This is a genomic window from Mycobacterium colombiense, from assembly GCF_003284975.1.
Taxonomy (GTDB): domain Bacteria; phylum Actinomycetota; class Actinomycetes; order Mycobacteriales; family Mycobacteriaceae; genus Mycobacterium; species Mycobacterium europaeum_A.
On sequence record NZ_QMEU01000020.1, the window covers coordinates 39,749 to 64,975 of the forward strand.

The 25,227-nt window shown below is 66.0% G+C and carries 25 protein-coding genes and 1 tRNA gene; 8 read left to right on the plus strand and 18 right to left on the minus strand.

Going from position 1 to position 25,227, the window contains the following annotated elements:
• Positions 1-66 precede the first annotated feature (66 nt).
• Entirely contained in the window at positions 67-876 is an 810-nt protein-coding gene (locus DQP58_RS09765) for a GAF and ANTAR domain-containing protein (RefSeq protein WP_112708208.1), read from the minus strand.
• A 570-nt stretch (positions 877-1,446) separates the two neighbouring features.
• On the opposite strand from DQP58_RS09765, the gene DQP58_RS09770 reads away from it, so the two are divergent.
• The 5 genes from DQP58_RS09770 (at position 1,447) to DQP58_RS09790 (ending at position 6,373) form a co-directional block, all read left to right on the plus strand.
• Positions 1,447-2,334, plus strand: coding sequence for a slipin family protein (locus tag DQP58_RS09770; RefSeq protein WP_205869387.1), 888 nt, complete (start codon positions 1,447-1,449; stop codon positions 2,332-2,334).
• Positions 2,335-2,555: 221 nt separating this feature from the next.
• Entirely contained in the window at positions 2,556-3,002 is a 447-nt protein-coding gene (locus DQP58_RS09775; RefSeq protein ID WP_240629701.1) for a hypothetical protein, read from the plus strand.
• A gap of 81 nt (positions 3,003-3,083) precedes the next feature.
• Entirely contained in the window at positions 3,084-3,257 is a 174-nt protein-coding gene (locus DQP58_RS09780) for a CsbD family protein (protein ID WP_112708209.1), read from the plus strand.
• A 619-nt stretch (positions 3,258-3,876) separates the two neighbouring features.
• On the plus strand, positions 3,877-5,511 hold the full coding sequence (locus DQP58_RS09785) for a fatty acyl-AMP ligase (protein ID WP_112708210.1): 1,635 nt from the start codon (positions 3,877-3,879) through the stop codon (positions 5,509-5,511).
• A 58-nt stretch (positions 5,512-5,569) separates the two neighbouring features.
• Complete coding sequence (locus DQP58_RS09790; protein WP_112708211.1) at positions 5,570-6,373, plus strand: GAF and ANTAR domain-containing protein; 804 nt, start codon at positions 5,570-5,572, stop codon at positions 6,371-6,373.
• 5 nt (positions 6,374-6,378) lie between these two features.
• Here the strand turns inward: DQP58_RS09790 and DQP58_RS09795 are convergent, their stop codons facing one another.
• Both DQP58_RS09795 and DQP58_RS09800 read right to left on the minus strand, forming a co-directional pair.
• Positions 6,379-7,137, minus strand: coding sequence for a GAF and ANTAR domain-containing protein (locus DQP58_RS09795; protein ID WP_112708212.1), 759 nt, complete (start codon positions 7,135-7,137; stop codon positions 6,379-6,381).
• 40 nt (positions 7,138-7,177) lie between these two features.
• Positions 7,178-7,885, minus strand: a complete 708-nt coding sequence (locus tag DQP58_RS09800) for a GAF and ANTAR domain-containing protein (RefSeq protein WP_112708213.1) — start codon at positions 7,883-7,885, stop codon at positions 7,178-7,180.
• A gap of 250 nt (positions 7,886-8,135) precedes the next feature.
• Between DQP58_RS09800 and DQP58_RS09805 the strand changes: the two genes are divergently transcribed.
• Complete coding sequence (locus tag DQP58_RS09805) at positions 8,136-8,348, plus strand: hypothetical protein (protein WP_133259354.1); 213 nt, start codon at positions 8,136-8,138, stop codon at positions 8,346-8,348.
• Between the two features lie 57 nt (positions 8,349-8,405).
• Here DQP58_RS09805 and DQP58_RS09810 read toward each other — a convergent pair whose 3' ends face one another.
• From DQP58_RS09810 to DQP58_RS09830, 5 genes are all read right to left on the minus strand, one after another.
• Complete coding sequence (locus tag DQP58_RS09810) at positions 8,406-9,662, minus strand: fatty acid desaturase family protein (protein WP_112708215.1); 1,257 nt, start codon at positions 9,660-9,662, stop codon at positions 8,406-8,408.
• 491 nt (positions 9,663-10,153) lie between these two features.
• The gene (locus DQP58_RS09815) at positions 10,154-11,332 is read right to left on the minus strand and encodes a PP2C family protein-serine/threonine phosphatase (RefSeq protein ID WP_112708216.1); all 1,179 of its coding nucleotides are present in this window, start codon (positions 11,330-11,332) and stop codon (positions 10,154-10,156) included.
• Positions 11,323-12,123, minus strand: coding sequence for an alpha/beta fold hydrolase (locus DQP58_RS09820; protein ID WP_112708217.1), 801 nt, complete (start codon positions 12,121-12,123; stop codon positions 11,323-11,325). The genes DQP58_RS09815 and DQP58_RS09820 overlap by 10 nt, the downstream gene beginning before the upstream one ends.
• A gap of 96 nt (positions 12,124-12,219) precedes the next feature.
• Positions 12,220-12,372: a hypothetical protein gene (locus DQP58_RS09825; RefSeq protein WP_430915812.1), complete on the minus strand. Its 153-nt coding sequence runs from the start codon at positions 12,370-12,372 to the stop codon at positions 12,220-12,222.
• Positions 12,373-12,413: 41 nt separating this feature from the next.
• A complete protein-coding gene (locus DQP58_RS09830; protein WP_346427270.1) occupies positions 12,414-13,742 on the minus strand; it encodes a glycosyltransferase in 1,329 nt (442 codons plus the stop codon).
• Between the two features lie 733 nt (positions 13,743-14,475).
• On the opposite strand from DQP58_RS09830, the gene DQP58_RS09835 reads away from it, so the two are divergent.
• Positions 14,476-15,525 (plus strand): fatty acid desaturase, encoded by a 1,050-nt coding sequence (locus DQP58_RS09835; protein ID WP_240629703.1) that lies wholly within the window; start codon positions 14,476-14,478, stop codon positions 15,523-15,525.
• Here DQP58_RS09835 and DQP58_RS09840 read toward each other — a convergent pair.
• The 7 genes from DQP58_RS09840 to DQP58_RS09870 all read right to left on the minus strand — a co-directional run bounded on the left by DQP58_RS09840 (position 15,517) and on the right by DQP58_RS09870 (position 20,931).
• A tRNA-Pro gene (locus tag DQP58_RS09840) sits at positions 15,517-15,590 on the minus strand. The two genes, DQP58_RS09835 and DQP58_RS09840, sit on opposite strands and share 9 nt — an antisense overlap.
• A 174-nt stretch (positions 15,591-15,764) precedes the next feature.
• Complete coding sequence (gene der / locus DQP58_RS09845; protein ID WP_112708219.1) at positions 15,765-17,165, minus strand: ribosome biogenesis GTPase Der; 1,401 nt, start codon at positions 17,163-17,165, stop codon at positions 15,765-15,767.
• Positions 17,162-17,824 carry a (d)CMP kinase gene (gene cmk, locus DQP58_RS09850; protein WP_112708220.1) on the minus strand — a complete coding sequence of 221 codons (663 nt, stop codon included), beginning with the start codon at positions 17,822-17,824 and terminating at the stop codon, positions 17,162-17,164. Before cmk ends, der begins: the two co-directional genes overlap by 4 nt.
• Before the next feature lie 5 nt (positions 17,825-17,829).
• Positions 17,830-18,573: a pseudouridine synthase gene (locus DQP58_RS09855; protein WP_066872262.1), complete on the minus strand. Its 744-nt coding sequence runs from the start codon at positions 18,571-18,573 to the stop codon at positions 17,830-17,832.
• Positions 18,573-19,268 carry an SMC-Scp complex subunit ScpB gene (scpB, locus tag DQP58_RS09860; RefSeq protein ID WP_112708221.1) on the minus strand — a complete coding sequence of 232 codons (696 nt, stop codon included), beginning with the start codon at positions 19,266-19,268 and terminating at the stop codon, positions 18,573-18,575. The genes DQP58_RS09855 and scpB overlap by 1 nt, the downstream gene beginning before the upstream one ends.
• On the minus strand, positions 19,268-20,071 hold the full coding sequence (locus tag DQP58_RS09865; protein WP_112708222.1) for a segregation/condensation protein A: 804 nt from the start codon (positions 20,069-20,071) through the stop codon (positions 19,268-19,270). The genes scpB and DQP58_RS09865 overlap by 1 nt, the downstream gene beginning before the upstream one ends.
• Entirely contained in the window at positions 20,068-20,931 is an 864-nt protein-coding gene (locus tag DQP58_RS09870) for a ParA family protein (protein WP_066872253.1), read from the minus strand. Before DQP58_RS09870 ends, DQP58_RS09865 begins: the two co-directional genes overlap by 4 nt.
• Before the next feature lie 215 nt (positions 20,932-21,146).
• Here DQP58_RS09870 and DQP58_RS09875 point away from each other — a divergent pair, with 215 nt between their 5' ends.
• Complete coding sequence (locus DQP58_RS09875; protein WP_112708223.1) at positions 21,147-21,899, plus strand: O-methyltransferase; 753 nt, start codon at positions 21,147-21,149, stop codon at positions 21,897-21,899.
• Positions 21,900-21,918: 19 nt separating this feature from the next.
• Here the strand turns inward: DQP58_RS09875 and xerD are convergent, their stop codons facing one another.
• From xerD to DQP58_RS09890, 3 genes are read right to left on the minus strand one after another with little or no spacing between them, the layout of a single operon-like run.
• Complete coding sequence (gene xerD, locus DQP58_RS09880) at positions 21,919-22,860, minus strand: site-specific tyrosine recombinase XerD (protein ID WP_066872248.1); 942 nt, start codon at positions 22,858-22,860, stop codon at positions 21,919-21,921.
• The gene (locus DQP58_RS09885) at positions 22,857-23,480 is read right to left on the minus strand and encodes an NUDIX domain-containing protein (protein WP_112708224.1); all 624 of its coding nucleotides are present in this window, start codon (positions 23,478-23,480) and stop codon (positions 22,857-22,859) included. Before DQP58_RS09885 ends, xerD begins: the two co-directional genes overlap by 4 nt.
• A complete protein-coding gene (locus DQP58_RS09890) occupies positions 23,473-25,224 on the minus strand; it encodes a CTP synthase (protein WP_112708225.1) in 1,752 nt (583 codons plus the stop codon). The genes DQP58_RS09885 and DQP58_RS09890 overlap by 8 nt, the downstream gene beginning before the upstream one ends.
• Positions 25,225-25,227: the final 3 nt, after the last annotated feature.

Genomic DNA, 25,227 nt, shown 5'->3' on the forward strand with positions numbered 1-25,227 from the left:
CCCTCCAACCTACGCGCGCCACTTCGTGCTGCAATGGGTCGGGCGTAGACCGATCCCGGTTCAGCGTCAGGTTGGATCGCGCCGGGCGCGGGCGCGAGCGCGGCGAACGGCTTCATCGACGATATGTTGGGCCACTTCGCCCAGTTTGCGGTGTTCGACTTGGCTGATCGTGCGCAACTGAGTGAACGCCTCCTCAGCACTGCGCCCGGTGCGTCCCCGAATCAGGCCGATCGCCTGATCAATCACCGGGCGCGTCGACAGCGCCATCCGCAACTGGGTGGTCAGCGTCAGCGCGTGCGCGAGGGTCTGTGCGTTGTGCACCGCCACCGCCGCGGGCTTGGCGAACAGCTCGCCCAGCTCTGCGGCATGCTCATCGAAGACATCTTTGTCGTGGGCATAGACGTTGATAGCTCCAATCACTTGATCCGAGACCAGCAGTGGCAGCGACAGCGCACTGTGCACCCCCAAACGCCCCACCCGGGGACCGAAGCGCGGCCACATCTTCTCCCCACCCAATGACCCAGACCGCACCGTGCGCCGCTCCAAAGCTGCCGTGATGCAGGGCCCCTCCTTGAGGGTCACGTATTGAATCTCGTCGATCTTGGCGACAAACGGAGCGCTGGCCGCCAACGCTTCCACCATGTTGTCCACCCGGTCGACCTCCAATAAGGTCACCCCGGCACCGTCGGCACCCGGTATCGCGTGCACCGCGAACGTCGACACCTCAGCGAGCAACTCAGGCAAACCCAGACTGCCCGCCACCAAGCCCGCCAGGTCGTCGATCCCGGCCCGCAAATCGGCAGCATCAGCGCTAGCCTGCTGCACGCTCAACGACGCCAACGGCAAACCGCTGACGCCCCCCGTGAACTCCGTCATAGCTGCGCCCAATTATCTTGCCGGAACTGCACATCCACACCGAAGTTTTGCACCCCGGCCGCGGACCAACCGTTGAGAGACGGTTGTCAGACTAATAGTAGCGCCGTACCGGTGAGACGGACTGTGAGAGCGCCGGGCCGGTGCGCATTCGAAAATCAGACACCGTCACTGGATTCCGGTGTCGGCGGCCAGACGATGGGCTCGACGGCGTTGCTGCATGCCGTGTCCGCGTCAGAAAACCCTCGCTGCGCGACGTTTGAGTCAATCTGCTGGTCAATAGGAGCGGTCAAACAGGTGTAGCGTCAAGGGTGCTGAGAATTTCAGCTGGTCCGGGATGAGTTCGGCTGTCCGCCGCCTAACCCAAGGAGCATCGGCTCCGAACCCCCACACACCGATGATCAATGCGCCTCAGGTCCCCCGTGACCCCATCACTCGATCCCCCTCAGCGTGCCCACTTGCGGGCGTCCCCGATCCAGCCGGCCGCTTCGCGAGCTAACTCACGCCTGACACCGGCTTCGTTTGCGACGAGGCCCGAATGCCAAATTCCTCAATATCTATGAAGGACATGCCATGAAAGCTCTGATCATCCTGGTGGTGGTACTGCTCGTTGTCGCTGTGATCCTGTTGTCATTGTCGGTGAGAGTGGTGACCCAATACGAGAAGGGAGTGTTGTTCCGCCTCGGCAAGGTGGTGGCTGTCAAAGACCCCGGGCTGGCCGTCATCATCCCGGTCATCGACCGACTGATGAAGGTGTCGCTGCGAATAGTGACGATGCCGATCCAGTCCCAGGGCATCATCACCCGCGACAATGTCAGCGTCGACATTTCGGCGGTCGCTTACTTCCGGGTTCTCGATGCCGTGAAATCGGTGATCGCCATCGAAAACGTCCACGCCGCAATCAACCAGATCGCGCAGACCACCCTGCGTAAGGTCGTCGGCCAACACACCCTCGACCAGGCGCTGTCGGAGACCGACACGATCAACGCCGATATCCGAAAGATCCTCGACATCGCAACACTTGAATGGGGTGTCGAAGTGACCCTGGTTGAGCTCAAAGACATCCAGCTGCCCGACAGCATGAAACGCGCGATGGCTCGGCAAGCCGAGGCCGAGCGCGAGAAGCGGGCCAAAATTATTGCGGCAGAGGGCGAATCGATGGCCGCAGCCGCGTTGGGCGAGGCGTCGGACACGATGATGGCGCACCCGCTGGCGTTGCAACTGCGCAACCTGCAGACGCTCGTCGAGCTCGGGGTGGAGAAGAACACGACCATTGTTTTCCCGGCACCTCTGATGAGTGCGATCGGTGAACTGGGCGCCTTCCTTGCCAGAGAAAATGCGGCCTCCGCGTCCCCACCCCATCCGGTCAGCACCACAATTGGGGCCGACACGTCAACGCGAACCGGACCTCGGCCGACGAACGGCGCAGTTCCCGAGCCCGGGCCCGCCGAAACCCCATGACCGGGCGCCCTTTCCGACCGGAACCACCGTCACCTCACACAGGACGAGCAGGCTGCGCAATATTCGCCATCATGGGCGGGGTACGTCCGAGGCGACCACAGGGCCACCACACATGAAGATCCGGACAGATTGTAGGCCCACGTCTGACGTCAACAGTGTTGACACAGCCTGGATTCTGGCGTGTAATGAACTTCTAGCACCGCAAAATTGGAGACCTCGAGATGATTGTCATTGTCGGATTAGTTGTTTTACTCTTCGCCGTCATCGTGGGGTTCGCCGGCGTTCTCAACAATGCCGGAGCCACGCATGCGCTGAGCGAGAGCTTCTCAGTAATGGGCTATCACGTCACGGGTTCGACCGGCACCCTGTTCCTCTTCGGGATCGCGATTGGTGCGCTGGCGATGTTGGGCATGAGCGTGTTGCTGGCCGGTGCGCGACGTACCGCGGCACGTGGACGTGACGCCCGACGTGAACTGCAAAGGTCCCAGCGCGAAGCGGACTTTTTGCACAGAGACCTTGACTTCGACCACCAGCCCGGTGTGACAGGTGGCGCCACCGTGAATTCGGAAGCGGCCGGGATCCGACCGAGGAATAAGTGGGGTCTCCTGGGTCGCCGGCCGTACGGTCGCCTACCGACCTACCCGCGCGCTGGTAGCGGACGCTGGTAGGCGCCAAGTCCAGGCAACGCGGACGAACCTAGCCAACTCTGGGCTCCTGAACTAAGAATCGCAACGAAATAGGTGAGAAGCATGAGCATCGGTAACAAGATCGCCCATAAGCTCGAAGGGGCAAAGGGCGCCACCAAAAAGATTTTCGGCCGCGCGACCGGGAACACCCGCCTGCGTACCGAGGGGCGCGCCGATCAGATGAAGGGCAATATGAAACAAGCAGGGGCCAAGGTCAAAGACGCTTTCAAACACTGATCGGGCAAACCGCTCCCGGCCAGATCGCCCGCCGAACGCTACGACGGCCCCCCAGGCGCATCGATAAACCCCACGGCTCATCCCGAGTTCAGCGATCAAGTCCGACCTTCCGGTATATGGTGTAATGCGGTTGACTCCCCAGCCTCCCGGAACGACCGGTGGCGATCTATCTGGTCCCCGCCTGTGACGTGTCTGCAATCCCTGCATCGCCGACAGTTATCGGGTTGTGCTGTTGGACTGACAGTTGACGGAGTCGCGTGCTCAGCGCTGCAAGGGTGACCGCACCTCTCGGCAATGTCGGCGCGCCTGACTGCCTGATTGCCATTCAAAACGTAAGGTCGAGGCGTCTGAAACGCTCGAACCGCCACTTCGGCCGAGTGACGGTTGATCCGTTTTGTGCGTGAAAAGGGGCAACCACCCCGCCATAGTCATCGTCAGCCTCGGTCCCGGGCGGGCGGCCGTAGCGCAACGACACCAATGGTGCCCGCCCCCGCAACTTCGATGCGAGCTTCGCGGCTTCTGCCCACGCCTTCGGCGACCGACGCGTCCTGGTGTTCGCCGTTGAACTCCGCCACTGGCACTGGGGCTCAACCGCAGTGCCGGCACCAAAGGGGGGATTTTGAGCAAGTTCACCGAAACCATGTTTTTCGCCGCCCAGTCCAGTTCGCAGGGTCTGGTCACCGGGGAGCCGAACTGCCCCGTCCGGCACACCTGGGGCGAGGTGCACGAGCGGGCCCGTCGCATTGCGGGTGGCTTGGCCAGCGGAGGCGTCGGCCGCGGCGATGCCGTGCCGGTGCTGGCCGGTGCTCCCGCCGAAATCGCGCCGACCAGCCAGGGTATCTGGATGCGCGGCGCCAGCCTCACGATGCTCCACCAGCCCACACCGCGCACCGATCTCGCGCGCTGGGCCGAGGAGACCACCGCCGTCATCAAGATGATCGGCGCCAAGACGGTCGTCATCTCGGACCCGTTCATGGCCGCGGCCTCGGTGCTGTCCGAGTTGGGCATGCAGGTGCTCACCATCGAACAACTGCTCGGCAGCCGCCCGATCGACCCCGTCGAGACCGACGACGACGACGTCGCGCTTCTTCAGCTGACGTCGGGTTCTACCGGGGCACCGAAGGCGGTGCGAATCACCCACGGCAATATAGTTTCGAACGCCGAGGCGATGTTCACCGGCGCGCAGGTCGACATCGAGACCGACGTGATCGTGAGCTGGCTGCCCCTCTTCCATGACATGGGCATGACTGGGTTCTTAACCGTGCCAATGTATTTCGGGGCAGAACTCGTCAAGGTCACACCGATGGACTTTTTGCGCGACACGCTGCTGTGGGCCCGGCTCATCGACAAGTACAAGGGCACCATGACCGCGGCGCCCAACTTCGCCTACACGCTGCTCGCCAAACGCCTACGCAAGCTGGCCGAGCCCGGCCAATTCGACCTGTCCACCCTGCGATGGGCGCTGTCGGGCGCCGAGCAGGTCGAACCCGCCGACGTCGAAGACTTCTGTGACGCGGGCAAGCCGTTCGGGTTGCATCCCGAGGCGATTCTGCCGGCATACGGCATGGCCGAGACGACCGTGGCGGTGTCGTTCTCTGAGTGCGGCGCGGGCCTGGTGATCGATGAGGTCGACGCCGACCTGCTTGCCGTACTGCACCGGGCCGTTCCGGCGACCAAGGGTAAAACCCGGCGACTGGCCACGCTCGGGCGCGTACTTCAGGGACTGGAGGCGCGCATCATCGACGAAGACGGCAACATTCTGCCCGCCCGCGCAGTCGGCGTCATCGAGGTGCGCGGCGCGCCGGTGACCCTGGGTTACGAGACGATGGCCGGTTTCGTCTCGGCACAGGACGAGCAGGGTTGGTATGACACAGGCGATCTGGGTTACCTCACCGAGACCGGTCACGTCGTCGTCTGCGGGCGAGTCAAGGACGTGATCATCATGGCCGGGCGAAACATCTACCCGACCGATATCGAACGCGCCGCCGCGCGAGTTTCCGGCGTACGGCCAGGTGGGGCCGTGGCGGTGCGCCTGGAAGCGGGACATTCGCGCGAGACGTTCGCGATCGCCGTGGAGTCCAACGACTGGCAGAACACGGCCGAAGTGCGCCGCATCGAACAACAGGTGGCACACGAGGTGGTTGCCGAGGTCGACGTCCGGCCGCGCAATGTGCTGGTGCTCGAGCCCGGAACGATTCCCAAGACGCCGTCCGGCAAGCTGCGGCGCGCCCACACATTGGCACTCGTCGGCTGAATTTCGGGAGCCCGGCAGAGAGTACGTTGGTGGTCGAGGGTGGACGCGAGGAGGGACGTTGGCGGACTTCGACCCCCAACCCAACCGCGGGACGCCCGCAGTGCCAGAACTCTCCCCCAGCCAGCTGGAGGCGGACGAGGCCGAGCTGTACGCGGGGCTACGCGGAGTGGCCGGGATTGTGGCCGGTGGCCGCGGGGTGATCGACCTACTCCGGGATGTGGCGGAATTCGCCGCGCAAGCGATTCCGGGCGCCGACGGCGTCGGCGTCTCATTGATCGATCCGGCGCACGGCATCTCCAGCGTCCACACCTGGGCGGCGACAGCGGTGCTCGTTCACGACATCGACACCGTGCAATACACCGAACTGCACGAAGGCCCCTGCATCACCTGCATGGAATCTCAGCGCCCTACCGTGAGCGGATCACTGGGCAGCGACATCCGTTGGCCGCACTTCGGTGGCCGGGTGGCCCGCATGCGCATGCACTCCGCGTTGGCGCTGCCGCTGATCGTGGGCGACCAGGTAATCGGTTCGATCAACGCCTACGCGGCAGCCCGCGACGCGTTCACCGAGCACGCGGTGCAGCTAGGGTCGCAGTTCGCCCAGCCCGCCGCCGTCTCGGTGTACAACGCCCAGTTGCTGGCCATTGCGCACGAACGGACACTGCGATTGCAGCGGGCCTTGGACAGCCGATCGGTGATCGATCAGGCGATCGGCATCATACGTAGCCGATCGGGTGCGGGCGCGAAGGAGGCGTTTGAACGCCTGGCCCAGCTCAGCCAAACCGAAAACGTCAAACTGCACACCGTCGCCGAGCGGTTGGTCGAGGAGGCCACACGGCGCGCCCGAGCACGGCGTCGCTGAACGCGTTACTTATCGTGGCCGGCGCGCAGTTCGTCCAACTCCGCCACGATAAGCACCCGCGAGTAACGGTCGCTCATCAATTTGCGTGCAACGTCGGTCAGATGTTCGCCGTTGGCTCGCGCATAAATCCGCAACAGCCTGAAGGCATCCTCCACCGACACATCCAGCAGTTGACGGACCAAACCCTTGGCCTGCTCGATGACCACGCGGCCGGTCAGCGCCGATCGCAGTTGCGGCATGACGGTCGACGGTGTCGGCGGGTGCTCTTGGAGGATCGCCACGCACGCTATGTGCGTGAGGGTTTGACCGACGAGTAGATCGGCGTTGTTGAGCTTGCCGCGGCGGGTGCCGAACAAGCCGAGCGCGCCCAACACAATGCCGGCGGCGCGCATCGGAACCGCGTGGACCGATGCGAAGCCGGCGTCGACCGCGGCCGGAACGAACCGTGGCCACCGCTCGAGCGCCCCGTGGATGTCGGCGACGGAGACCGGTTGGCCGCTGCTGTAGCAGTCCACGCATGGGCCTTCGTCGGCTTGTAGCTGGAACAGCTCCAGCTCGCGGGCCTCCTCCGAGGTGGCGGCCAACAGGCGAAGCTTGTTCAACGGGTCGGCGAGCAGGAATCCCGCGGCTTCGATGTCGAGCAGATCCGTACATCGCTCAGTCAGCCCGGTCAACAGGTCAACCACGTCGAAGTCGTCAAGCAGACTGTCGACGATCGACACAACGGCGTCCAGCACGCGGGTTTCGCGAGGGGTCTCGGTCACGCTGTCCTCCTTCCTGACTCTTGGCTTCCGTCAAGACGCCTCAGTCCGCCTCGAGTCGCAGACGGCCATCAAGGATGTCGCGGGCGACGTCGGTCGCGCTGCGGCCGGTGGCGTAGGCATGGCCCCGCAACCGGATCAGCGCCTCGGCCGGCTCCACCTCGAGTTGAGCGACAAGCATTCCGGTGGCCTGGCTGACCTCGGCACGACCCAATGCGTGCAGTTCGGCCCAGGCATCGCTGTTCGGGTCTGCAACGGCAGCCTGCAGGTCGGCGTCCAAGAGATCCAGCAGCGGAATCCCCGCGAGCTCCGCGGCGGCGACAGCACCGGTCAGTTCGTCCCCCGGCAACGGACCCGGCCGCGCGCTAAAGAGGTCGAGCGCGCCGACAAATTCCCCGGCGACCACGACGGGTATGGCGTAAACGCCCCTGATCTGGTGGGAGAGCATGGCGGGGCCATAGACGGGCCAGCGCGCCTCCTCGGGGTCGGCGAGGTCGACGACCAGGACTGGGATCCGCAAGGCGACCGAATCCAGGCAGGGGCCCTCTCCGAGGATGAACTGAAGTTCGTCGTACCTGCGGGCTGGCTCGCCGCTGGCTCCCAGTGTTCCGGTGCTCGCGCCGTCGAAGATTATCGAGATTGCGGCCGCATCCACGTCGAGCAGAACCACGCAAGCCTCGCACAAACGGTCGGCGGCCTCTGTCCCGCGCCGGCCGTCGACAGCCGCGCGGAGTTGCTCGTGGATTGCCACACTTAGCCGAACAGGGGCCGGGCGGCCGCGGTGGTGACCGCGTGGCTCGTCGGGGAGATCATCCCCCCAGCCTTTCACTAGTTGGGGGTTTTTACGAGCGCGACGCAGCCGTGGTGGCCAACGGGTCGGGGTGGCCGGGTTGAATCCCTCATCGACCCGTGCGGTTGACTGGGGTAATCCTCAAGGTGATCGTCGGGACGATCCCCGGAGGGTGGACACACGCTCTTTACCACGACAGTCCGGAAGAGCCATGAGTTCTGAACATGCCATAGAGAAGGTGCCGCTGTCGGAGATCCGGGAGGGCGACATGCTCCAGGATCCGACGTCGGGCAGGTGGATCAAAGTCACGCACACCGCCGACGACACCGCCAGCGGGCCCCACCGCGTCTACTACGGCGACGGCGGCGAAGAGATCGATTCGCGGTACGTCGTCGGTCTGGTCAATCGCCAGGTACGGGAGTAACGGGGCGATGGCGAATCGTCCGCGTGGACGGACGAAATCCATCTCGTTGCACTCTGATTAGGAGGCCTGCGCGGTGAACGGCCCGCGACTGCGGCGCCCCTGTGCGTTGCCGCGGGCGAGTATCGCTGTTGACAATCCCCGCCGCTTGACATCGCCACTCGCTGACGATCGCGTCACCGGTTCCCCCGCGACCCGAAACCTGTTCTCCGAGGCCGTTTCTGGCGCGTCATCAGAGGAGGCGGACAGAAACCGGTCCGGCAACGCTAATTTGCAGATGGTGCGCATGGTGAGCAGGTACTGACGGGCCAACGGACCGGTCGTATAAGGCAGGTCGTAGGTGACGCACAATGCGCGCACCCGCGCGGCGACTTCGGGATACCGGTTGCTCGGCAGATCGGGGAACAGATGATGTTCGATCTGGTAGCAAAGATTCCCACTCATGAACGCCATGACCGGCCCGGCGTGGAAGTTTGCGGCACCCAGCATCTGCCGCAGATACCATTCGGCCTTCGTCTCGTCCTGCAGCACGGCCTCGGTGAACTTCTCCGCGCCATCGGTGAAGTGACCGCAGACGATGACCAGATACGCCCATACGTTGCGCAGCCCGTTGGCCGCCACGTTGGCCCCCAGGGTGCGGCGCCACCGCCGGCGACTCAGCGCAGGGAACACGACATAGTCTTTGCCGGCCTGGCGAGCAATCTTGCGGCCCAGGGCTTTGGCGTGGCCCGATTTACCCGCAGCCGTCTTCTCGAGTTCCTGCACCGAGTACAGGCAGTGCAGTGCCACGCCCCACTCGAACAAGAGGGCCAGCAGCACCGCACGCAATGGTTGCACCAAGGCGCCCCGCTGCCATTTTTCATCCCGAGTGACGCGCATGATGCCGAACCCGAGGTCGTCGTCGACGCCGACGACGTTCGCGAAGACGTGGTGCCGGTAGTTGTGGGAGTGCTGCCACTGCGACGAAAGACCGGCCATGTCCCACTCCCACGTGCTGGAGTGGATTTCGGGGTCGTTCATCCAATCCCATTGACCGTGGCTGATGTTGTGGCCGAGCTCCATATTCTCGATGCACTTGGCCGCGGCCAGCACCGCCGTCCCGACGGCCCACCCGCGCTTGCCTCTGCTCGTGGCAATGACCAACCGCGCTGCAATCTCGAGACCACGCTGAAAAGCGATCGCGCGCACGATGTATGCCCGATCCTTGGCGCCGCGCGAACCCTCAATATCGCAGCGGATCGCGTCCAGGTCGGCCGCGAACGCCTCGAGGTCGTCCTCGCTCAGGTGGGCGTATTCAGGTACATCGGTGATAGCCATTGAAAATCAGTGAGATCCGGGGGCGCTGAGCGGCGTATGTACGACCACACGCAGCCAGGGGGAGTTTGCGAACCGCAGCATGAGAAGTATGTCCGATCTGTGTGTGTCAGTCGCACGGGAGGCACGACGTTAGGCGCAAAGTCAGGTAAGCCGGATAATTCTCGATCAGCAGGGCTGCGGCATCGGGCGACAAGTCACTTCTCGTCGGCCGCGAATACGGCTGCACTACTGCGCAGTTACCGTCGTTGCCCTCGTCCGGAGTCGGAACATACGGCAGCCTGCTCGGACCCTAGCGATCCGGAGGGCGTTGAGCCTTCTGCTTGAATACACCTGCCTTAGGGGCTCGACGCCGTGGCCCTGACCGTAGGCGTTCGGGGCACACTCACGCAACACGCTGGCGCGTCGGCGACGCCAAGGCTAACTCAGCCGGCAGATCCCCCGCGCCACGCATGGCTGCGGTGTACGAATTGAGATGGCCGGGCGGCAGTGAGTTACTCGGCCTCGCCGGCGGAGGGGGGCACGCCAACCGCCAGCACAGCCACGTCGTCCTCGACGCCGGAACCGAGGTCGTCGAGCAACGCGTGGACAGCATCGACGATGGCGGGCGCCGTCGCGGGCGCGTGGGATGTTGCGAAGCGCAGCAGGGCGCCTCGATCGTCGAATCGTTCGCGACCGACACCGGTACTGGCCTCGGTCAGTCCGTCGGTGTAGAGCATCAGCGTGTCGCCGGGCCCGAGATGGAACCTGGTAGCCACGAAGCGCGGTTCTGTGACGAGGCCGACGGCGTGACCGCCGATGCTATCTACGTAGTGGGCAGCGCCGTCGGCGCGCAGCTGCACCGGAGGTAGATGGCCGCCACTGCCGAGATAAACGTCAAAGCCATTGCCCCGCCTGGTCAGGTTGCCATAGATCACGGTGCAGAAGCTCTCGTTCCGGGTGCCGAGCTTCTGGCCGAGCACGGCGTGGAGATTGTGCAGCACGTGAACCGGGTCGTCGTCGGATACAGCTGCGGAGCGCAGCACATACCTGGTCAGTCCGGTGACCACCGCCGCCTCGACCCCTTTGCCCACGACGTCACCGAGGAAGAAACCCCACCTGGTGCGGGACAGTGGAAAGAGATCGTAGAAGTCGCCGCCCACGTCGTCATCGGACGCGGTGTGGTAGTAGTCCGCCGCGTCCAACCCGTCCGGCGGGGACAGCACTGGCGGCAGGAGCGAGCGCCGTAGCGTGTCGGCAAACACCCGTACCCGGTCGTGCTCGGCCTCGGCCCGCCGCCGCTGTTCCAAAAGCTCGCGTTCGTAGGACCGGCGGTCTGCCGCGTCAACCGCGCTGATTCGCAGCAATTCCGGCCGCCCGTGCGGACCCGTCTTGACGTTGGCCGTGAGAAACATGGGCAGACGTGCCCCGTCGGCCGCCACGAGGTCAACCGTGACACCGTTGAGCTCACCGCTCATGTGGAGCAGCGGCTCGAAATGGGTCTCGTAGTGGATCCGACCCCCGGCGGTGAACAGATCACTGAATAGTCTGCCTTCTAAAGCATTCCGCTGATAGCCCAACCAGCGGATCATGGTGTCGTTGATCCGGACGATTCGACCATCGGGCCGGGCGATGAGGTGGCCACAAGGACTGTTCTCCCAGAAGTCCCCCAGGCTGGGGTCGCTCACGCCCATCGGACGAAAGCCGAAATGGCGGATGCGGTGGCGTCCGGGGCACTCACCTGGGGGCAATGGCCAGAGGCCTCGAGAGTGACCAGTCGACTGTCCGGGACATGTTCATGGACATAGGCGCCGACCTCGCGCGGTGCGATCGCATCCGTGACACACTCAACCACCAACGTGGGAACCGGGATCCGTGCAAGGTCGTCGCGGTTGTCGGAAAGGAATGTGGCGCGGGCGAATACGCGAGCATGCTCGGGATCATTGCGGCAGAAGGTCTCGACCAGTTCGTCCTGCAGCTCGGGGCGATCCGGGGTCCCCATGATGACGGGTGCCATCATGTGGGACCAGCCCAGGTAATTGAGCTCCAAGGAATCAAGGAGTTCGTCGATATCGGAACGCGAGAAACCGCCGCGATAGCCGTCGTCATCGATGTAGCACGGCGACGGCGTCAGCATCACCAGCTTGGCGAACCGATCGGGCTCGACGATGACCGCCAGCGTGCCGATCATCGCCGCCACGGAATGCCCAACGAACACGACATCGCGCAGATCAAGCCCACGAACGATGTCGACGATATCCTCAGCGTACCCGGTCAGCGACGAGTACTTCTGCGCGTCCCAGCACGCCGGATCCGACGCCCCGCAGCCGACGTGGTCAATGAGCAGCAGGCGAAAGTCCCGCTGCAGCCGGTCGACGACCCGACGCCACAGCTGCTGATCGCAGCCGAATCCATGCGCGAGCAGGATAAGTGGCCCGTCTGGGGCGCCAACGATCTTGATGTTGTTCCTGGCGTAGACGTCCACGCTTCCACTGTAAGCCGCCCCCGTCGTGCGACCCGCCGGGCGCTAGATGGTGCTCCCCGCTGCTGGCGAGGACCCGCAAGACCACTCCCGGTGGGATCAATCCCAGAAACGGATCTTCTTCCAACTTTTTTCGTCGCCGGCAACGTCGGACCACTCGTCGCGCGCATACGTGTGCGGTCGCTTAACGCCATTGCGAACGATGTCGAGCGTGCCATCGCTGTGCTTGCGGTAGGCGTCGCCGAACCGCATATACCGCACGATTGCTCCGTCTCGCAGAGTCACGGTAACTGTCATGGTTGAACCTCCAAAATCGCCGGCCAAACGCCGGCGGTCGTCATTGCTGACAACGAAAGGCACTGCCGCGTCAGGCTATTCCTTAGCCACAGCAGACGGTCGAATATCGGGGCTGGCGCGTTGTGGTCATGCCCATACCCGTCGCTGCGCAACCACTCGACGGGCCAGCGCCAGATACGCGCCGGCGACCAGCGGCCAGGCCATCCCGGTGCCAATCGGCGGGCCTCAGCCGCCATCGCACCGGCGAAACGCGGCTCGGTCAGCACACGACGCAGGGCGGCCACCAGCGCATCCGGCCCGTCATGCGCGACGACTATTCCAGCGCCACTTCCGAGCAATTCGACGGCGTGTGGGAACGCGGTGGCCACAACGGGCCGGCCGCTCGCGACAGCATCGACCAGGGCCCCCGACGTGACCTCATCGGCCGAGTCGTACGGCAAGACGACGACGGCCGCGGCCTGGACGAGGGCGGTCAACATCGGGCCGTTGCGGTAGCCCGCATCGAAGAACACCGAATCAGCGACGCCGCATCGCAGCGCCTGTGCGATCAGGGCATCGCGGTACGCCTCACCAGCGGTGGCGAGCACGCTCGGATGCGTCGGGCCAGCAATCAGGTACCGCGGCCGGCCGGGCAGACCACTCAGCGAGCCCATCGCGTCGATCACCCGCTCGATACCCATGCCGGGGCGCAGCAGGCCCCACGTCAACAGGGTCGGTCGACCGCCCCGGATGGACGCGGTCGTCGGCACGCTCGCTCCGTGCGGGATGACGGCGACTTTGCGGCGATCGATATCGAAGCCGCAGCGCAACCTCTCGCCGGCCACCTCGGACATCACGACCAGCCGGTCGGCCCGCGCGACAATGGCCTCGAAGGCACAACGCTGTTGTCGTGTCGGGCTTTTGCGGATCGTATGAGCGATCACGATCGACGGCACGCGCAGTCTCTCGACGATGTCGAGCACGGCGTCTTCGTCGACGACTCCGTAGACTCCGTGCTGATGTTGGATGACCGCAACGTCGCTCTGGTTCAACACGTCAGCGCAGGCCGCGACGGACAGCGGTGAGTCAGCGAGCAGCTCAGCCACGACGCGGGTGCTCGCGGACGGCGTCCCGTCGGACACTCGCACGACGCCGACGTCGGCGCCATAAGCGGTCAACGCAGAGGCCAGCGCGGCGCCGAACCGCGCCGACCCGGATCGTGTCGGTGGATACGCTCCCAGAATGCCGAAACTCGGGGCATCGGAAATTGCTTGATCCACAACGGGACCCGTTTGTCTATGAAGGGGAGCCAAGGCGCTCAAAGCGATCCCAACTGCGGTTGACACCGGCGTGTCCGGCGTGAGCGGTTGCTCGGCGCGGTCAGCTCAAATTGCTAACTCATCCCGGACTAGCTGGGTTTGCTGATGAGTTTGACGATACACCTCTCAACGCTTGATGACGCCGGTGAAAACCCTGGGGCTGAAACGCCCCCGGAAGCCGCTTCATGACTCCCGGGGGCTAAGCAGCACGGCTACCCCGGGGCCCACCTTCTGCCTAACACACGGGCTACCCGTCACTCGGCCGCCGAAACGCTGAGAACTGCCGGCAATAATCGAGCCTGGGCGAACGCCGGCTTCGGGTAAGGGTTGTTCGAGAATGAGTCCCATACAACAGCTTTCCGCCGGCCGAATGAACCGTGCCCCGCACGCTTGCCCTGCCCCGCACCGCTTGCCCTGCCCCGCACCGCTTGCCCCGAGCCACTGAATTTCACGTTGCCGCCCAGACGACCACCGAAATCTCGGTCGCGGGTACGGCGATCCGCTACACCGTACGAATGAGAGGGAGTTATGGCGATCATTGACGTCCCAACCTTCGCCCACTGATCGAGACAGACCTCGGAAATCTGGCCGCAGAGTCGGACGGTGTCCCGCTGGACATCGAAGATTCCCTTGGCGAGCGTGACGCCCGCTACATCCGCCGAACCATTAGTGCGCAACGTGTTTTCGATGTGACCGGCCGGATCATGCTGGCCGGCAGCTCGAAACGCCGGGCGGGTGGGCCGGAACCGTGACCCTTGCCATGACCAAGATCATCGAGAACATGGAGATCGGCCACAACGTCATGCATGGGCAGTGGAACTGGATGAACGATCCCGAGATCCACTCCTCGACGTGGGAGCGGGACATGAGCGCGGCGTCGAAGCACTGGATTTCCGCCCACAACATCGCGCACCGCGAGTACACCAACATCCTCAGCATGGACGACGACGTGGGTTACTTCATCCTGCGAGTCACGCGCGACCAGCCGTCCTGGCGATCGGGTTCGAGTGGGGAATCGGTTTGCAGACCGTCGATTTCGAAAAAAGTCTTGAAGCCGGGACCGGACCGCGACATCACCCTCAAGCCGACACGCAAGTTCTCCAGCAAGGCCGGCAGGCGGGTGCTCAAGGACTACGTCGCGTTCCCGGCGCTGACCTTGCTGTCGCCGGCCGCGACCTACACGTCCACGCTGAAGGCCAACGCCGTGGCCAACGTGATTCGCAACATCTGCGCCAACGCGGTGATCTTCGGCGGCCATTTCCCCGATGGCGCAGAGAAATTCACCAAGACCGACATGATCGGCGAAACCAGGGGACAGTGGTACCTGCGCCAGATGCTGGGCAGCGCCAACTTCGAGGCCGGCCCCGCGCTGCACTTCCTGAGCAGCAACCTCCGCCACCAGATCAACACCATCTATAACCCGATCTGCCCAGTAACCGGCTGCAGGAGGTTTCAGTGCGAGTGCGCGAAGTCTGCGACAAGTACGACTTGCCCTACGCCACAGGTTCATTCCTATCGCAGTACGCGAAAACGAGGCGCACCATCGCCAAGCTTTTGCTGCCGGACACGTATCTGCGCGACGACGCCGACAACGCACCGGAGACCCCGCAGCGAGCGGATGTTTCGCCGACTCGAGCCCGGCTTCCTAGGCACGGATCCGGCCACCGGCCGCCGCGGTCTCAAGACAGCAATCGACGCCATCCGCCAACGGCATCACGCCCCGCGCGTCAAGAGCGGCCGGTGTGCGTCGACATTCCCGTCGTCAGGCGGCGAGGCCACCGCTGAACTGCTGGTTTCTGAGTCGGGCTGACAGGATTTGAACCTGCGACCACTTGACCCCCAGTCAAGTGCGCTACCAAACTGCGCCACAGCCCGCGCTCCGGTGCTTGCACCGGCAGCAGGTCGAAAGCCTACCGTAACCGGTCGACGGGTCCGCCAGGTGACCTCCGATGCGCCGTGGACCGGCATTGTTCACTTGCGGGCGCCCGGGCGAGTTGCGTGAAGTCGTCTGATGACCTGGGCGGGCTCCACCACGTCAGGGCTGTCGGCTCAGCGCCGCCGCGCTCCCCGCTTCTCGCGCACCCGCACGTTGATCCGGATCGGCGACCCCTCGAACCCGAAGGCCTCGCGCAGCCGGCGCTCCAGAAAGCGCCGGTATCCGGCCTCTAGAAACCCGGTGGTGAACAGCACGAACGTCGGCGGCCGGGCGGTGGCCTGGGTGGCGAACAGGATGCGCGGCTGCTTGCCGCCACGCACCGGCGGCGGGGTGGCCGCCACCACCTCTTTGAGCCAGGAATTGAGCGGGCCGGTCGGAATCCGCGCATCCCACGAAGCGAGCGCGGTCTCCATCGCGGGCACCAGCTTCTGCAGGGCCCGGCCGGTCTTGGCGGAGATGTTGACCCGCGGCGCCCACCGCAGCTGCACCAGTTCACGGTCGATCTCGCGCTCCAGCATCTCGCGGCGGTCCTCGTCGACCAGGTCCCACTTGTTGAAGGCCAGCACCAGGGCGCGGCCGGCCTCGATGACCATCGACAGCACCCGCTGGTCCTGCTCGGTCAGCGGATCCGACCCGTCGATCAGCACGATCACCACCTCGGCCGCGTCGATGGCCGAGTGGGTGCGCACCGAGGCATAGAACTCGTGCCCGCTGGCCTGGCCGACCTTGCGCCGCAAGCCCGCGGTGTCGACGAACCGCCACACCCGCTCGCCCAGCTCGATCAGCGAGTCCACCGGGTCCACCGTCGTTCCGGCGACGTCGTGCACGACCGAGCGCTGGTCCCCGGCCAGCTTGTTCAGCAGCGAGCTCTTGCCCACGTTGGGCTTGCCGACCAGCGCCACCCGCCGCGGACCGCCGGAGGTGGGCGCCACCTCGGACACCTCGGGCAGCGCGGCCAGCACCGCGTCGAGCAGATCCGCCACGCCGCGGCCGTGTATAGCGCTGATTGCGTGCGGCTCACCGAGCCCCAGCGACCACAGCATCGCGGCGTCCGCCTCGACCTTATCGCTGTCAACCTTGTTGGCTGCCAAAAAGACCGGCTTGCCCGACCGCAGCAGGATCCGGGCGGCGGCCTCGTCGGCCGTGGTGGCGCCGACGACGGCGTCGACCACCAGGATCACCGCGTCGGCGGTGCGCATCGCCACCGAGGCCTGGTCGGCCACCAGCTGCTGCAGCCCCTTGGCGTCGGGCTCCCATCCCCCGGTGTCCTGCACGATGAACCGGCGCCCGGTCCACAGCGCGTCGTAGGACACCCGGTCGCGGGTGACGCCCGGGACGTCCTGCACCACCGCTTCGCGTCGGCCCAGGATCCGGTTGACCAGTGTCGACTTGCCGACGTTGGGTCGGCCGACCACCGCCACCACGGGCGCCGGGCCGGCCTCCTCCTGTTCGTCCAGGCCGAAATCGACGGATTCCCAGTCGCTTTCGTCGCTCCACGTGCCGTCTTGGGTCACCGCACCGCTCCGCTTCGCTGCTTGACCAGGTCCCGCAGGTGCGAGATCACCTGGGCCTCGGTCATCTCGCTGGTGTCGACGACGAGTGCGTCGGGCGCCGCGCGCAGCGGCGACACCGCCCGGGTCGAATCCAGATGGTCGCGGCGGCGGACATCGGCGAGCACCGCCTCGTAGTCGTCGGCCAGCCCAGCCGCCACGTTCTGGTCGTTGCGCCGCCGCGCCCGGGTCTCGGCCGACGCGGTCAGGAAGATCTTGACGGGCGCGTCGGGCAGGACGACGGTGCCGATGTCGCGCCCTTCGACCACGACATCGCCCGGCCGAGCGGCCATCTCGCGCTGCAGCTCGACGAGCCTGGCGCGCACCGCGGGCACCGCCGACACCGCCGACACGGCGCCGGTGACGGCATCGCCGCGAATCTCGGTGGAAACGTCCTCTCCGGCAAGCAAACACCGATCGCCGTCCACCGACAGCTGCGCCGTCGACCCGATCCCGCCGACCGCGTCGGCGTCGCCCGGGTCGATGCCCGCGCGCAGCACGGCCAGCGTCACCATCCGGTACATCGCCCCGGTGTCGAGGTAGCGCGCGCCGAGCGCTTGCGCCAATCCCCTTGACACCGATGACTTTCCGGTGCCCGCCGGGCCGTCGATGGCAACGACCATTCCACTCACAGGCCCACCGCCTTGTACAGCTGGCCGATCTCGTGATGAGCCAACGCCCGGAAGGTGCCCGGTCGCTGCTTTCCCAGCGAGACCGGCCCGATGTCGGTGCGCACCAACGACTCCACCGGGAATCCCGCGGCCGCCAGCAGCCGGCGCACGATGCGATTGCGCCCCTCGTGCAGCGTCACCCGCACCAGCGTCTTGCCGGGAATGGCGTCCACCACGGCGAATTCGTCGACCTTGGCCACCCCGTCGTCCAGCTCGATCCCGGCACGCAGCTTTTTGCCGAGCCCGCGCGGCACCGACCCGGTCACCGTCGCCAGATATGTCTTGGGCACCTCGTGGGAAGGATGCATCAACCGATGCGCCAACTCGCCGTCGTTGGTCAACAGGATCAGCCCCTCGGTGTCGGCGTCCAACCGCCCGACGTGAAACAGGTTCTTGTTGCCGCGGACCTTGCGCTCGACCAGATCGCCGATGCACGGGCGGCCGCGGTCGTCGGACATGGTCGAGTGCACCCCGCGCGGCTTGTTCAGGGCCAGATACACCTGCGAGTCGTCGAGGACCACCCGGGCCCCGTCGACGCGGATCACCGAGGAGTCCGGGTCGACGCGGGTGCCCAGTTCGGTCACCACCTGCCCGTCGACCTCGACGCGGCCGTCGATGATCAACTTCTCGGCGGCCCGGCGCGACGCAATTCCGGCCTGCGACAACACTTTCTGCAGCCGGATCCCCTCAGCTTCGTGCATCAATCCTGGTCCACGTCGAAGGTCAGCGCCTGATCGGGCGATTGACCGCCCGAGAGTTTGATGAAACGTGGCTCGCTGTCCAGGGATTCGGATAAGTCCTCGATCGTGTCGACGTCGGGAAGCAGCGGCGCGATGTCCGGCAGGTCGGCCAGCGAGGTCAACCCGAGGCGTTCCAGGAACAGGTCGGTGGTGGCGAACGTCACCGCGCCGGTGTCCTCGTCGGCCCCGGCCTCGGTGATCAGGCCACGCGCCAGCAGCGTGCGCATCACCGCGTCGACGTTGACGCCGCGCACCGCGCTCACCCGCGCGCGGGTCACGGGCTGGCGGTAGGCGACCACGGCCAGCGTCTCCAGCGCGGCGCGGGTGAGCTTGGATCGCGCGCCGTCCAGCAGCAGCTTCTCGACATAGGGCGCGAACCGGGCGCGGGTGTACATCCGCCAGCCCTCGCTGTTTTTGCGCAGGTCGATGCCGCTGTCCCGCTCGGTGAGCTGCTCGGCCATCTCCTGCAGCTTGGTCGCGATCCGGTACACCGGCTGCCCGGTGGCCGACGCCAGCGCCTCCGCGGTGACCGGGGTGTCCACCACCAGCAGCAGCGCCTCGAGCACCGAGCCGAGTTCCTCGGAGTCCATCGGCGCGACCTCGGCGATGTCCGGGATGCCGTCATCGAGTACGACGTCGGGCAGATCTTCAGTCATCACTCGTCTCGTATTTCGGTGGTCGGACGCTCCCCGGTCCAGGAAATTTGGAGCACGCCAAGCGGCTCTGACTGGTCGAATGCTACCGCCCGCGACCGATACAGTTCGAGCAGCGCCAGGAAGCGCCCGACCACCTCCATCGACGCCTCGCAGTCGGCGACCAGCTCGGAGAACGTCGCCCACGCGCCGCTGCCCCGGGCCTGAAGGATGTCCAGCAGCTTTTTAGCCTGCTCGGGAACCGACACCTGCACCTGGTGCAGGTGCGCGACGGACACCGTCGGCACGGGCCGCGGGCTGAACGCGATCGCGGCGATCTGGGCGAAGCGTTCGGCGTCGACGCCGATCATCACCTCGGGCAGCAGTTCGGTGAACCGGTCCTCCAGCGACACCGAGCGCGGGTAACTGCGCAGCGCCGTGGCTTCGAGTTCGGCGAACATCTCGGCGACGTGCTTGAACGCCCGGTACTGCAGCAGCCGGGCGAACAGCAGGTCGCGCACCTCCAGCAGCGCCAGGTCTTCGTCGTCGTCGACCTGCCCGGCCGGCAGCAGCCGGGCCGCCTTCAGATCCAGCAGGGTCGCGGCGACCACCAGGAACGCGGTGGTCTCCTCCAGCTCGAGCTGCGGACCGATTTCGCGGGTGTAGGCGATGAAGTCGTCGGTGACCCGGTGCAGCGCCACCTCGGTCACGTCGAGGCGATGGGCGAAGATCAGCTGCAGCAGCAGGTCGAACGGGCCCTCGAAATTGGTCAGGCGGACCTGAAAGCCGTTCTGCTGTGGCGCCTCACCGGTTGCGGTCGCGTTCACGCGCCGAATCGGTCGATGAACTCGCGGGCCAGCGCGCGATAGGCGATGGCGCCGGTGGAGCGCGGGGCCCACGTGGTGATGGGTTCGCCGGCGACGCTGGTCTCCGGGAATCGCACGGTCCGGGTGATGACGGTGTCGAACACCAGGTCACCGAATCGCTCCACGACGCGGGCCATCACCTCGCGGGAGTTGACCGTCCGCGGGTCGTACCGGGTGAGCAGGATTCCGCTGATCTCGAGCTTCGGGTTGAGCCGGTCGCGCACCTTGTCGACGGTGTCGGTCAGCAGCGCCAGGCCGCGCAGCGAGAAGTACTCGCACTCGGTGGGGATCACCACGCCGTCCGCGCAGGCCAGGCCGTTGACCGTGAGCAGGCCCAGCGACGGCTGGCAGTCGATCAGCACGTAGTCGTAGCGGTCGAGCACCGGATGCAGTGCGCGACCCAGGGTCTGCTCGCGGCCCACCTCGTTGACCAGCTGGATCTCGGCGGCCGACAGGTCGATGTTGCTGGGCACCAGGTCCATGTGCTTGACGCGGGTCTGCAGCAGCACGTCGTCGATGGACACCCGCGGCTCGACCAGGACGTTGTGGATGGTCTTGTCCAGCTCGTAGTGCGGGACGCCCAGGCCCGCGGACAGCGCTCCCTGCGGATCCATGTCCACCAGCAGCACCCGGCGGCCGTATTCGGCCAGCGCGGCGCCCAGATTGATGGTGGACGTGGTCTTCCCGACGCCGCCCTTCTGGTTGCACATGGCGACGACTTTGGCCGGGCCGTGCGAGGTGCGCGGCTGTGGCTCCGGGATCGCCCGCGGCGGCCGCCCGGTCAGGCCGAGCTCGACGCCGTTGTCCGGCTGCTCGGTCATGGCGGGGGTGTTCGGGAGGTGAACATCGTCGAAAAGTCTAACGGGTCCGGGGCGCGAAACCCGGCGACCCGCAGGCAATTAACCAGCCAATATGGGCAAAAATCGGTGGTAGAACGCACATCCCGACAGCCTATTCACTTCAGTCACATGAGCACCAATTCCTGAGGGTCTAAGGCGGGCCCGGCCGGCTCAACCACCGGCCTATGGTGGCGGCTATGAACCTGAAGCGACGGATACCTCTGCTGCGGTGGTCGGTCTGGCGCATGGCCGCCGGGAATCGCAACATCACCACCACGGGCCAGATCGGCGACGGGCGCGAGGCGGCCGCCGTGGAGTACGTGCTGCGCAACGCCCGGGCCGGCGACATCGACGACGTACTGGCCACCATCGACAAGTTCGCCTACGACAAGTCACTGCTGATCAACGTCGGCGACGAGAAAGGGCAGCTGCTCGACGCCGCGGTGCGTCGCGCCGATCCGGGGCTTGCGCTCGAACTGGGCACCTACGTCGGCTACGGCGCCCTACGCATCGCCCGGGCCGCCCCGAAGGCCAAGGTGTTCTCCGTCGAGCTCGCCGAGGCGAACGCGGCCAACGCCCGCCAGATCTGGGCGCACGCCGGGGTTGCCGACCGGGTGACGTGTGTGGTCGGCACCATCGGCGACGGTGGGCGCACCCTCGACGCGCTGGCCAACGAGCATGCATTTACTTCCAGCACATTGGATTTCGTGTTTCTGGACCACGACAAGGATGCCTACCTGGACGACCTGAAGAGCATCCTGGACCGGGGCTGGTTGCATCCGGGGTCGATCGTGGTCGCCGACAACGTCCGGGTGCCGGGCGCACCGAAGTACCGGGAGTACATGCGCCAACAACAGGGCAAGCGATTCAACACCGTCGAGCACAAGGCGCACCTGGAATACCAGACCCTGCTGTCCGACCTGGTGCTCGAGTCAGAGTATCTCGGCTGAACGGCCCGGTGCGACAACGCTATTGGGCCCGGGGATGGGCTTCGGCCCACACCTCGCGCAGCGCGTGCACGGTGACCATGGTGTAGATCTGCGTCGTCGTCACCGACGCATGGCCCAGTAGCTCCTGCACGACGCGCACGTCGGCGCCGCCCTCCAGCAGGTGGGTGGCGAAGGAGTGCCGCAGCATGTGCGGCGACACCCCGGAGGTGATGCCGGCGCGCTCGGCCGCGTCCTGCAGCACCTGCCACGCGCTCTGCCGCGACAACCGGCCGCCGCGCACGTTGAGGAAGATGCCCGGCGTTCCGCGCCCGCGACGCGCCAGCTCCGAACGACCCCGCACCAGATAGGCGTCCAGCGCCGCCACGGCCGGACGCCCGATCGGCACCAGCCGCTGCTTGCCGCCCTTGCCGCGCAACAACACCGAGCGGGCATGGGTGTCGACGTCGTCGACGTCGAGGCCGACGGCCTCGGAGATCCGCGCGCCGGTGGAGTACAGCAGTTCCAGCAGCGCCCGGTTACGCAGAGTCAGCGGCCCGTCGGCCGGGCTCTCGCCCCCCGCGGCCTCCAGCAGCGCCAGAACCTGGTCAATGGTCAGGCTTTTGGGCAACCGGCGGCCCGGGGTGGGCGGGCGGACCGCGCGCGCCACGTCGAGTTCGGCCAGCCCTTCGGCCGCGGCGAACCGGTGCAGCCCGCGCACCGCGATCAGCGCTCGCGCCGCCGACACCGCGGACAGCGCGGCGGCCCCGGTGTCGGGATCGCCGCGGCGCAATGCCACCAGGAATTCGCTCACGTCGTTCTCGCCCACCTTGGCCAGGTCGTGAATTCCCCTGTCCGACAGGTGTTTTGTGTAGCGGCGCAGGTCGCGGCTGTACGAGCTCAGGGTGTTGGCGGCGACGCCGCGCTCGATCGTGAGGTGGTCAAGGTAGCCCTGCAACTGGGTGTCCAGCGCCACCGTGGTCATTGCGCGGCCTTGCGCGCGGCGAACGCCGTCGGCCTGTCGATCCACTCACTGTCCACCGGACGCGGCTGCGCAAATCCCTCGGTGACCGCGTGCGCTGCCAGAATCCCGGCAATGGCAATGGAATTCACCACCTCGCCGCTGAACACCAGCCGGGCCGCCTCGGCAATGGGAAACCAGCGCAGCGTCATGTCGGCTTCCTCGTGATGCGCCTCGGGCCGGTCCACCTCGCTCAGCCCGGTGGCCAGATAGATCCGCACCGATTCGTCGCTGAACCCGGGGGCGGAGTTCAGATCGGCCAGCACCTGCCAAGTGGCCGCCCGCAGGCCGGCCTCCTCCTGCAGTTCCCGGGCGGCCGTGTGCTGCGGCTCCTCCCCCGCGACGTCCAGCAGCCCGGCGGGCAACTCCCACAGCCGGCGCCCGAAGGCATGCCGGTATTGGTAGACCATCGCGACGTGGTTCTCGGCGTTCAGCGCCGCGATGGCGACCGCCCCGTAGTGCTCGACGACTTCACGCACCGCGATGGTGTCACCGGGCATCCGAACCCGGTCGCTGCGCAACGCGAAAATCTTTCCGGTGTACAGCGTTTCGGATGACGCCGTGGAGAATTCGTGTTCAGCCACGGGTCGCGGGCTCAGGTATCGGCCGCGCAGCGCTGTCCCGGTGCTGGATGCCGTTCGATGACTGCTCCGGGATCTCCACCGGCAGCAGCTCGCCCGACTTGTAGTCTATGGCCGCGCCGACGAAGGCGACGAACAGCGGGTGCGGCCGGGTGGGCCGGCTCTTCAACTCCGGGTGCGCCTGGGTGCCGACGATGAACGGGTGCACGTCCGGCGGGTATTCGACGAACTCCACCAGATGGCCGTCCGGAGAGGTGCCGGAGAACTTCAGGCCGCTCTCGGCGATCTTGTCGCGATAGGCGTTGTTAACCTCGTAGCGGTGCCGGTGCCGCTCGGACACCTCCGTGGCGCCATAGGCCTGGGCCACAATCGATTCCGGCTCCAGCACCGCCGGGTAGGCACCCAGGCGCATGGTGCCGCCCAGGTCGGCCTCGCCGGCGACGATGTCGACCTGGTCGGCCATCGTCGAGATGACGGGATCGGGCGTCTCGGGGTCGAATTCGGCCGAGTTCGCCTCGGCCAGACCGGCCGAGCGGGCCGCCTCGATCACGATGCATTGCAGGCCCAGGCACAGCCCCAGCACCGGCAGCCCGCGCGACCGTGCGTACCGAATCGCGCCGATCTTGCCCTCGATGCCCCGAATGCCGAAGCCGCCGGGGATCAGCACGCCGTGCACGTCGGCCAGCGCCGACGCGGCGTCGGCCGCGTTCTCGCAGTCGTCGGAGGGCACCCACACCATCTCCACCTTGGCGTGATGGGAGAACCCGCCGGCGCGCAGCGCCTCGGTCACCGAGAGGTAGGCGTCGGACAGGTCAACGTACTTGCCCACCAACGCGATTCGCACCGTCTCGTGCGGCTCGTGCACCCTGCGCAGCAGGTCGTCCCATTCGGTCCAGTCGACGTCGCGGAACGGCAGGCTCAGCCGGCGCACCACGTAGGCGTCGAGTTCCTCGCGGTGCAGCACCTTCGGAATGTCATAGATCGACGGCGCGTCCGGCGTGGAGATGACGCCGTCGATGTCGACGTCACACATCAGCGCGATCTTGTTCTTCAGCGCCTCCGGGACGGGACGGTCGCAACGCAGGATCAGCGCGTCGGGGGTGATACCGATGCTGCGCAGCGCCGCCACCGAGTGCTGGGTGGGCTTGGTCTTGAGTTCACCCGAGGGGGCCAGGTAGGGCACCAACGAGACGTGCAGGAAGAAGACGTTCTCCCGGCCGACGTCGTGACGCACCTGCCGCGCGGCCTCCAGGAACGGCTGCGACTCGATGTCGCCCACGGTGCCGCCGATCTCGGTGATCACCACGTCGGGCCGGTTGCCCTGGACGTCGGGCTGGGCCATCGACATGATGCGCCCTTTGATCTCGTCGGTGATGTGCGGAATCACCTGGACGGTGTCGCCGAGGTATTCGCCGCGGCGCTCCTTGGCGATGACCGTCGAATACACCTGCCCGGTAGTGACATTCGCCGAACCGGACAGGTCGCGATCCAGGAACCGCTCGTAATGCCCGACGTCGAGGTCGGTTTCGGCGCCGTCCTCGGTGACGAAGACCTCGCCGTGCTGGAAAGGGTTCATGGTGCCCGGGTCGACGTTGAGGTACGGATCGAGCTTTTGCATCGTCACGTACAACCCGCGGGCCGTCAGCAGCTGGCCAAGGCTGCTGGCGGTCAACCCCTTACCCAACGAGGAAGCGACGCCCCCGCTGACGAAGAGGTGCTTGGTGGCGGATTGCGGATGCTTTCGCACAGG

Coding starts and splice junctions, on each gene's coding strand:
- DQP58_RS09765 (WP_112708208.1), bottom strand. CDS start 876: ATGACGGAGTTCACGGGGGGCGTCAGCGGTTTGCCGTTGGCGTCGTTG.
- DQP58_RS09770 (WP_205869387.1), top strand. CDS start 1,447: ATGAAAGCTCTGATCATCCTGGTGGTGGTACTGCTCGTTGTCGCTGTG.
- DQP58_RS09775 (WP_240629701.1), top strand. CDS start 2,556: ATGATTGTCATTGTCGGATTAGTTGTTTTACTCTTCGCCGTCATCGTG.
- DQP58_RS09780 (WP_112708209.1), top strand. CDS start 3,084: ATGAGCATCGGTAACAAGATCGCCCATAAGCTCGAAGGGGCAAAGGGC.
- DQP58_RS09805 (WP_133259354.1), top strand. CDS start 8,136: ATGAGTTCTGAACATGCCATAGAGAAGGTGCCGCTGTCGGAGATCCGG.
- DQP58_RS09810 (WP_112708215.1), bottom strand. CDS start 9,662: ATGGCTATCACCGATGTACCTGAATACGCCCACCTGAGCGAGGACGAC.
- DQP58_RS09815 (WP_112708216.1), bottom strand. CDS start 11,332: ATGGGCGTGAGCGACCCCAGCCTGGGGGACTTCTGGGAGAACAGTCCT.
- DQP58_RS09825 (WP_430915812.1), bottom strand. CDS start 12,372: ATGCGGTTCGGCGACGCCTACCGCAAGCACAGCGATGGCACGCTCGAC.
- DQP58_RS09835 (WP_240629703.1), top strand. CDS start 14,476: ATGACCAAGATCATCGAGAACATGGAGATCGGCCACAACGTCATGCAT.
- cmk (WP_112708220.1), bottom strand. CDS start 17,824: ATGGTCGTTGCCATCGACGGCCCGGCGGGCACCGGAAAGTCATCGGTG.
- DQP58_RS09855 (WP_066872262.1), bottom strand. CDS start 18,573: ATGCACGAAGCTGAGGGGATCCGGCTGCAGAAAGTGTTGTCGCAGGCC.
- scpB (WP_112708221.1), bottom strand. CDS start 19,268: ATGACTGAAGATCTGCCCGACGTCGTACTCGATGACGGCATCCCGGAC.
- DQP58_RS09870 (WP_066872253.1), bottom strand. CDS start 20,931: ATGACCGAGCAGCCGGACAACGGCGTCGAGCTCGGCCTGACCGGGCGG.
- DQP58_RS09875 (WP_112708223.1), top strand. CDS start 21,147: ATGAACCTGAAGCGACGGATACCTCTGCTGCGGTGGTCGGTCTGGCGC.
- xerD (WP_066872248.1), bottom strand. CDS start 22,860: ATGACCACGGTGGCGCTGGACACCCAGTTGCAGGGCTACCTTGACCAC.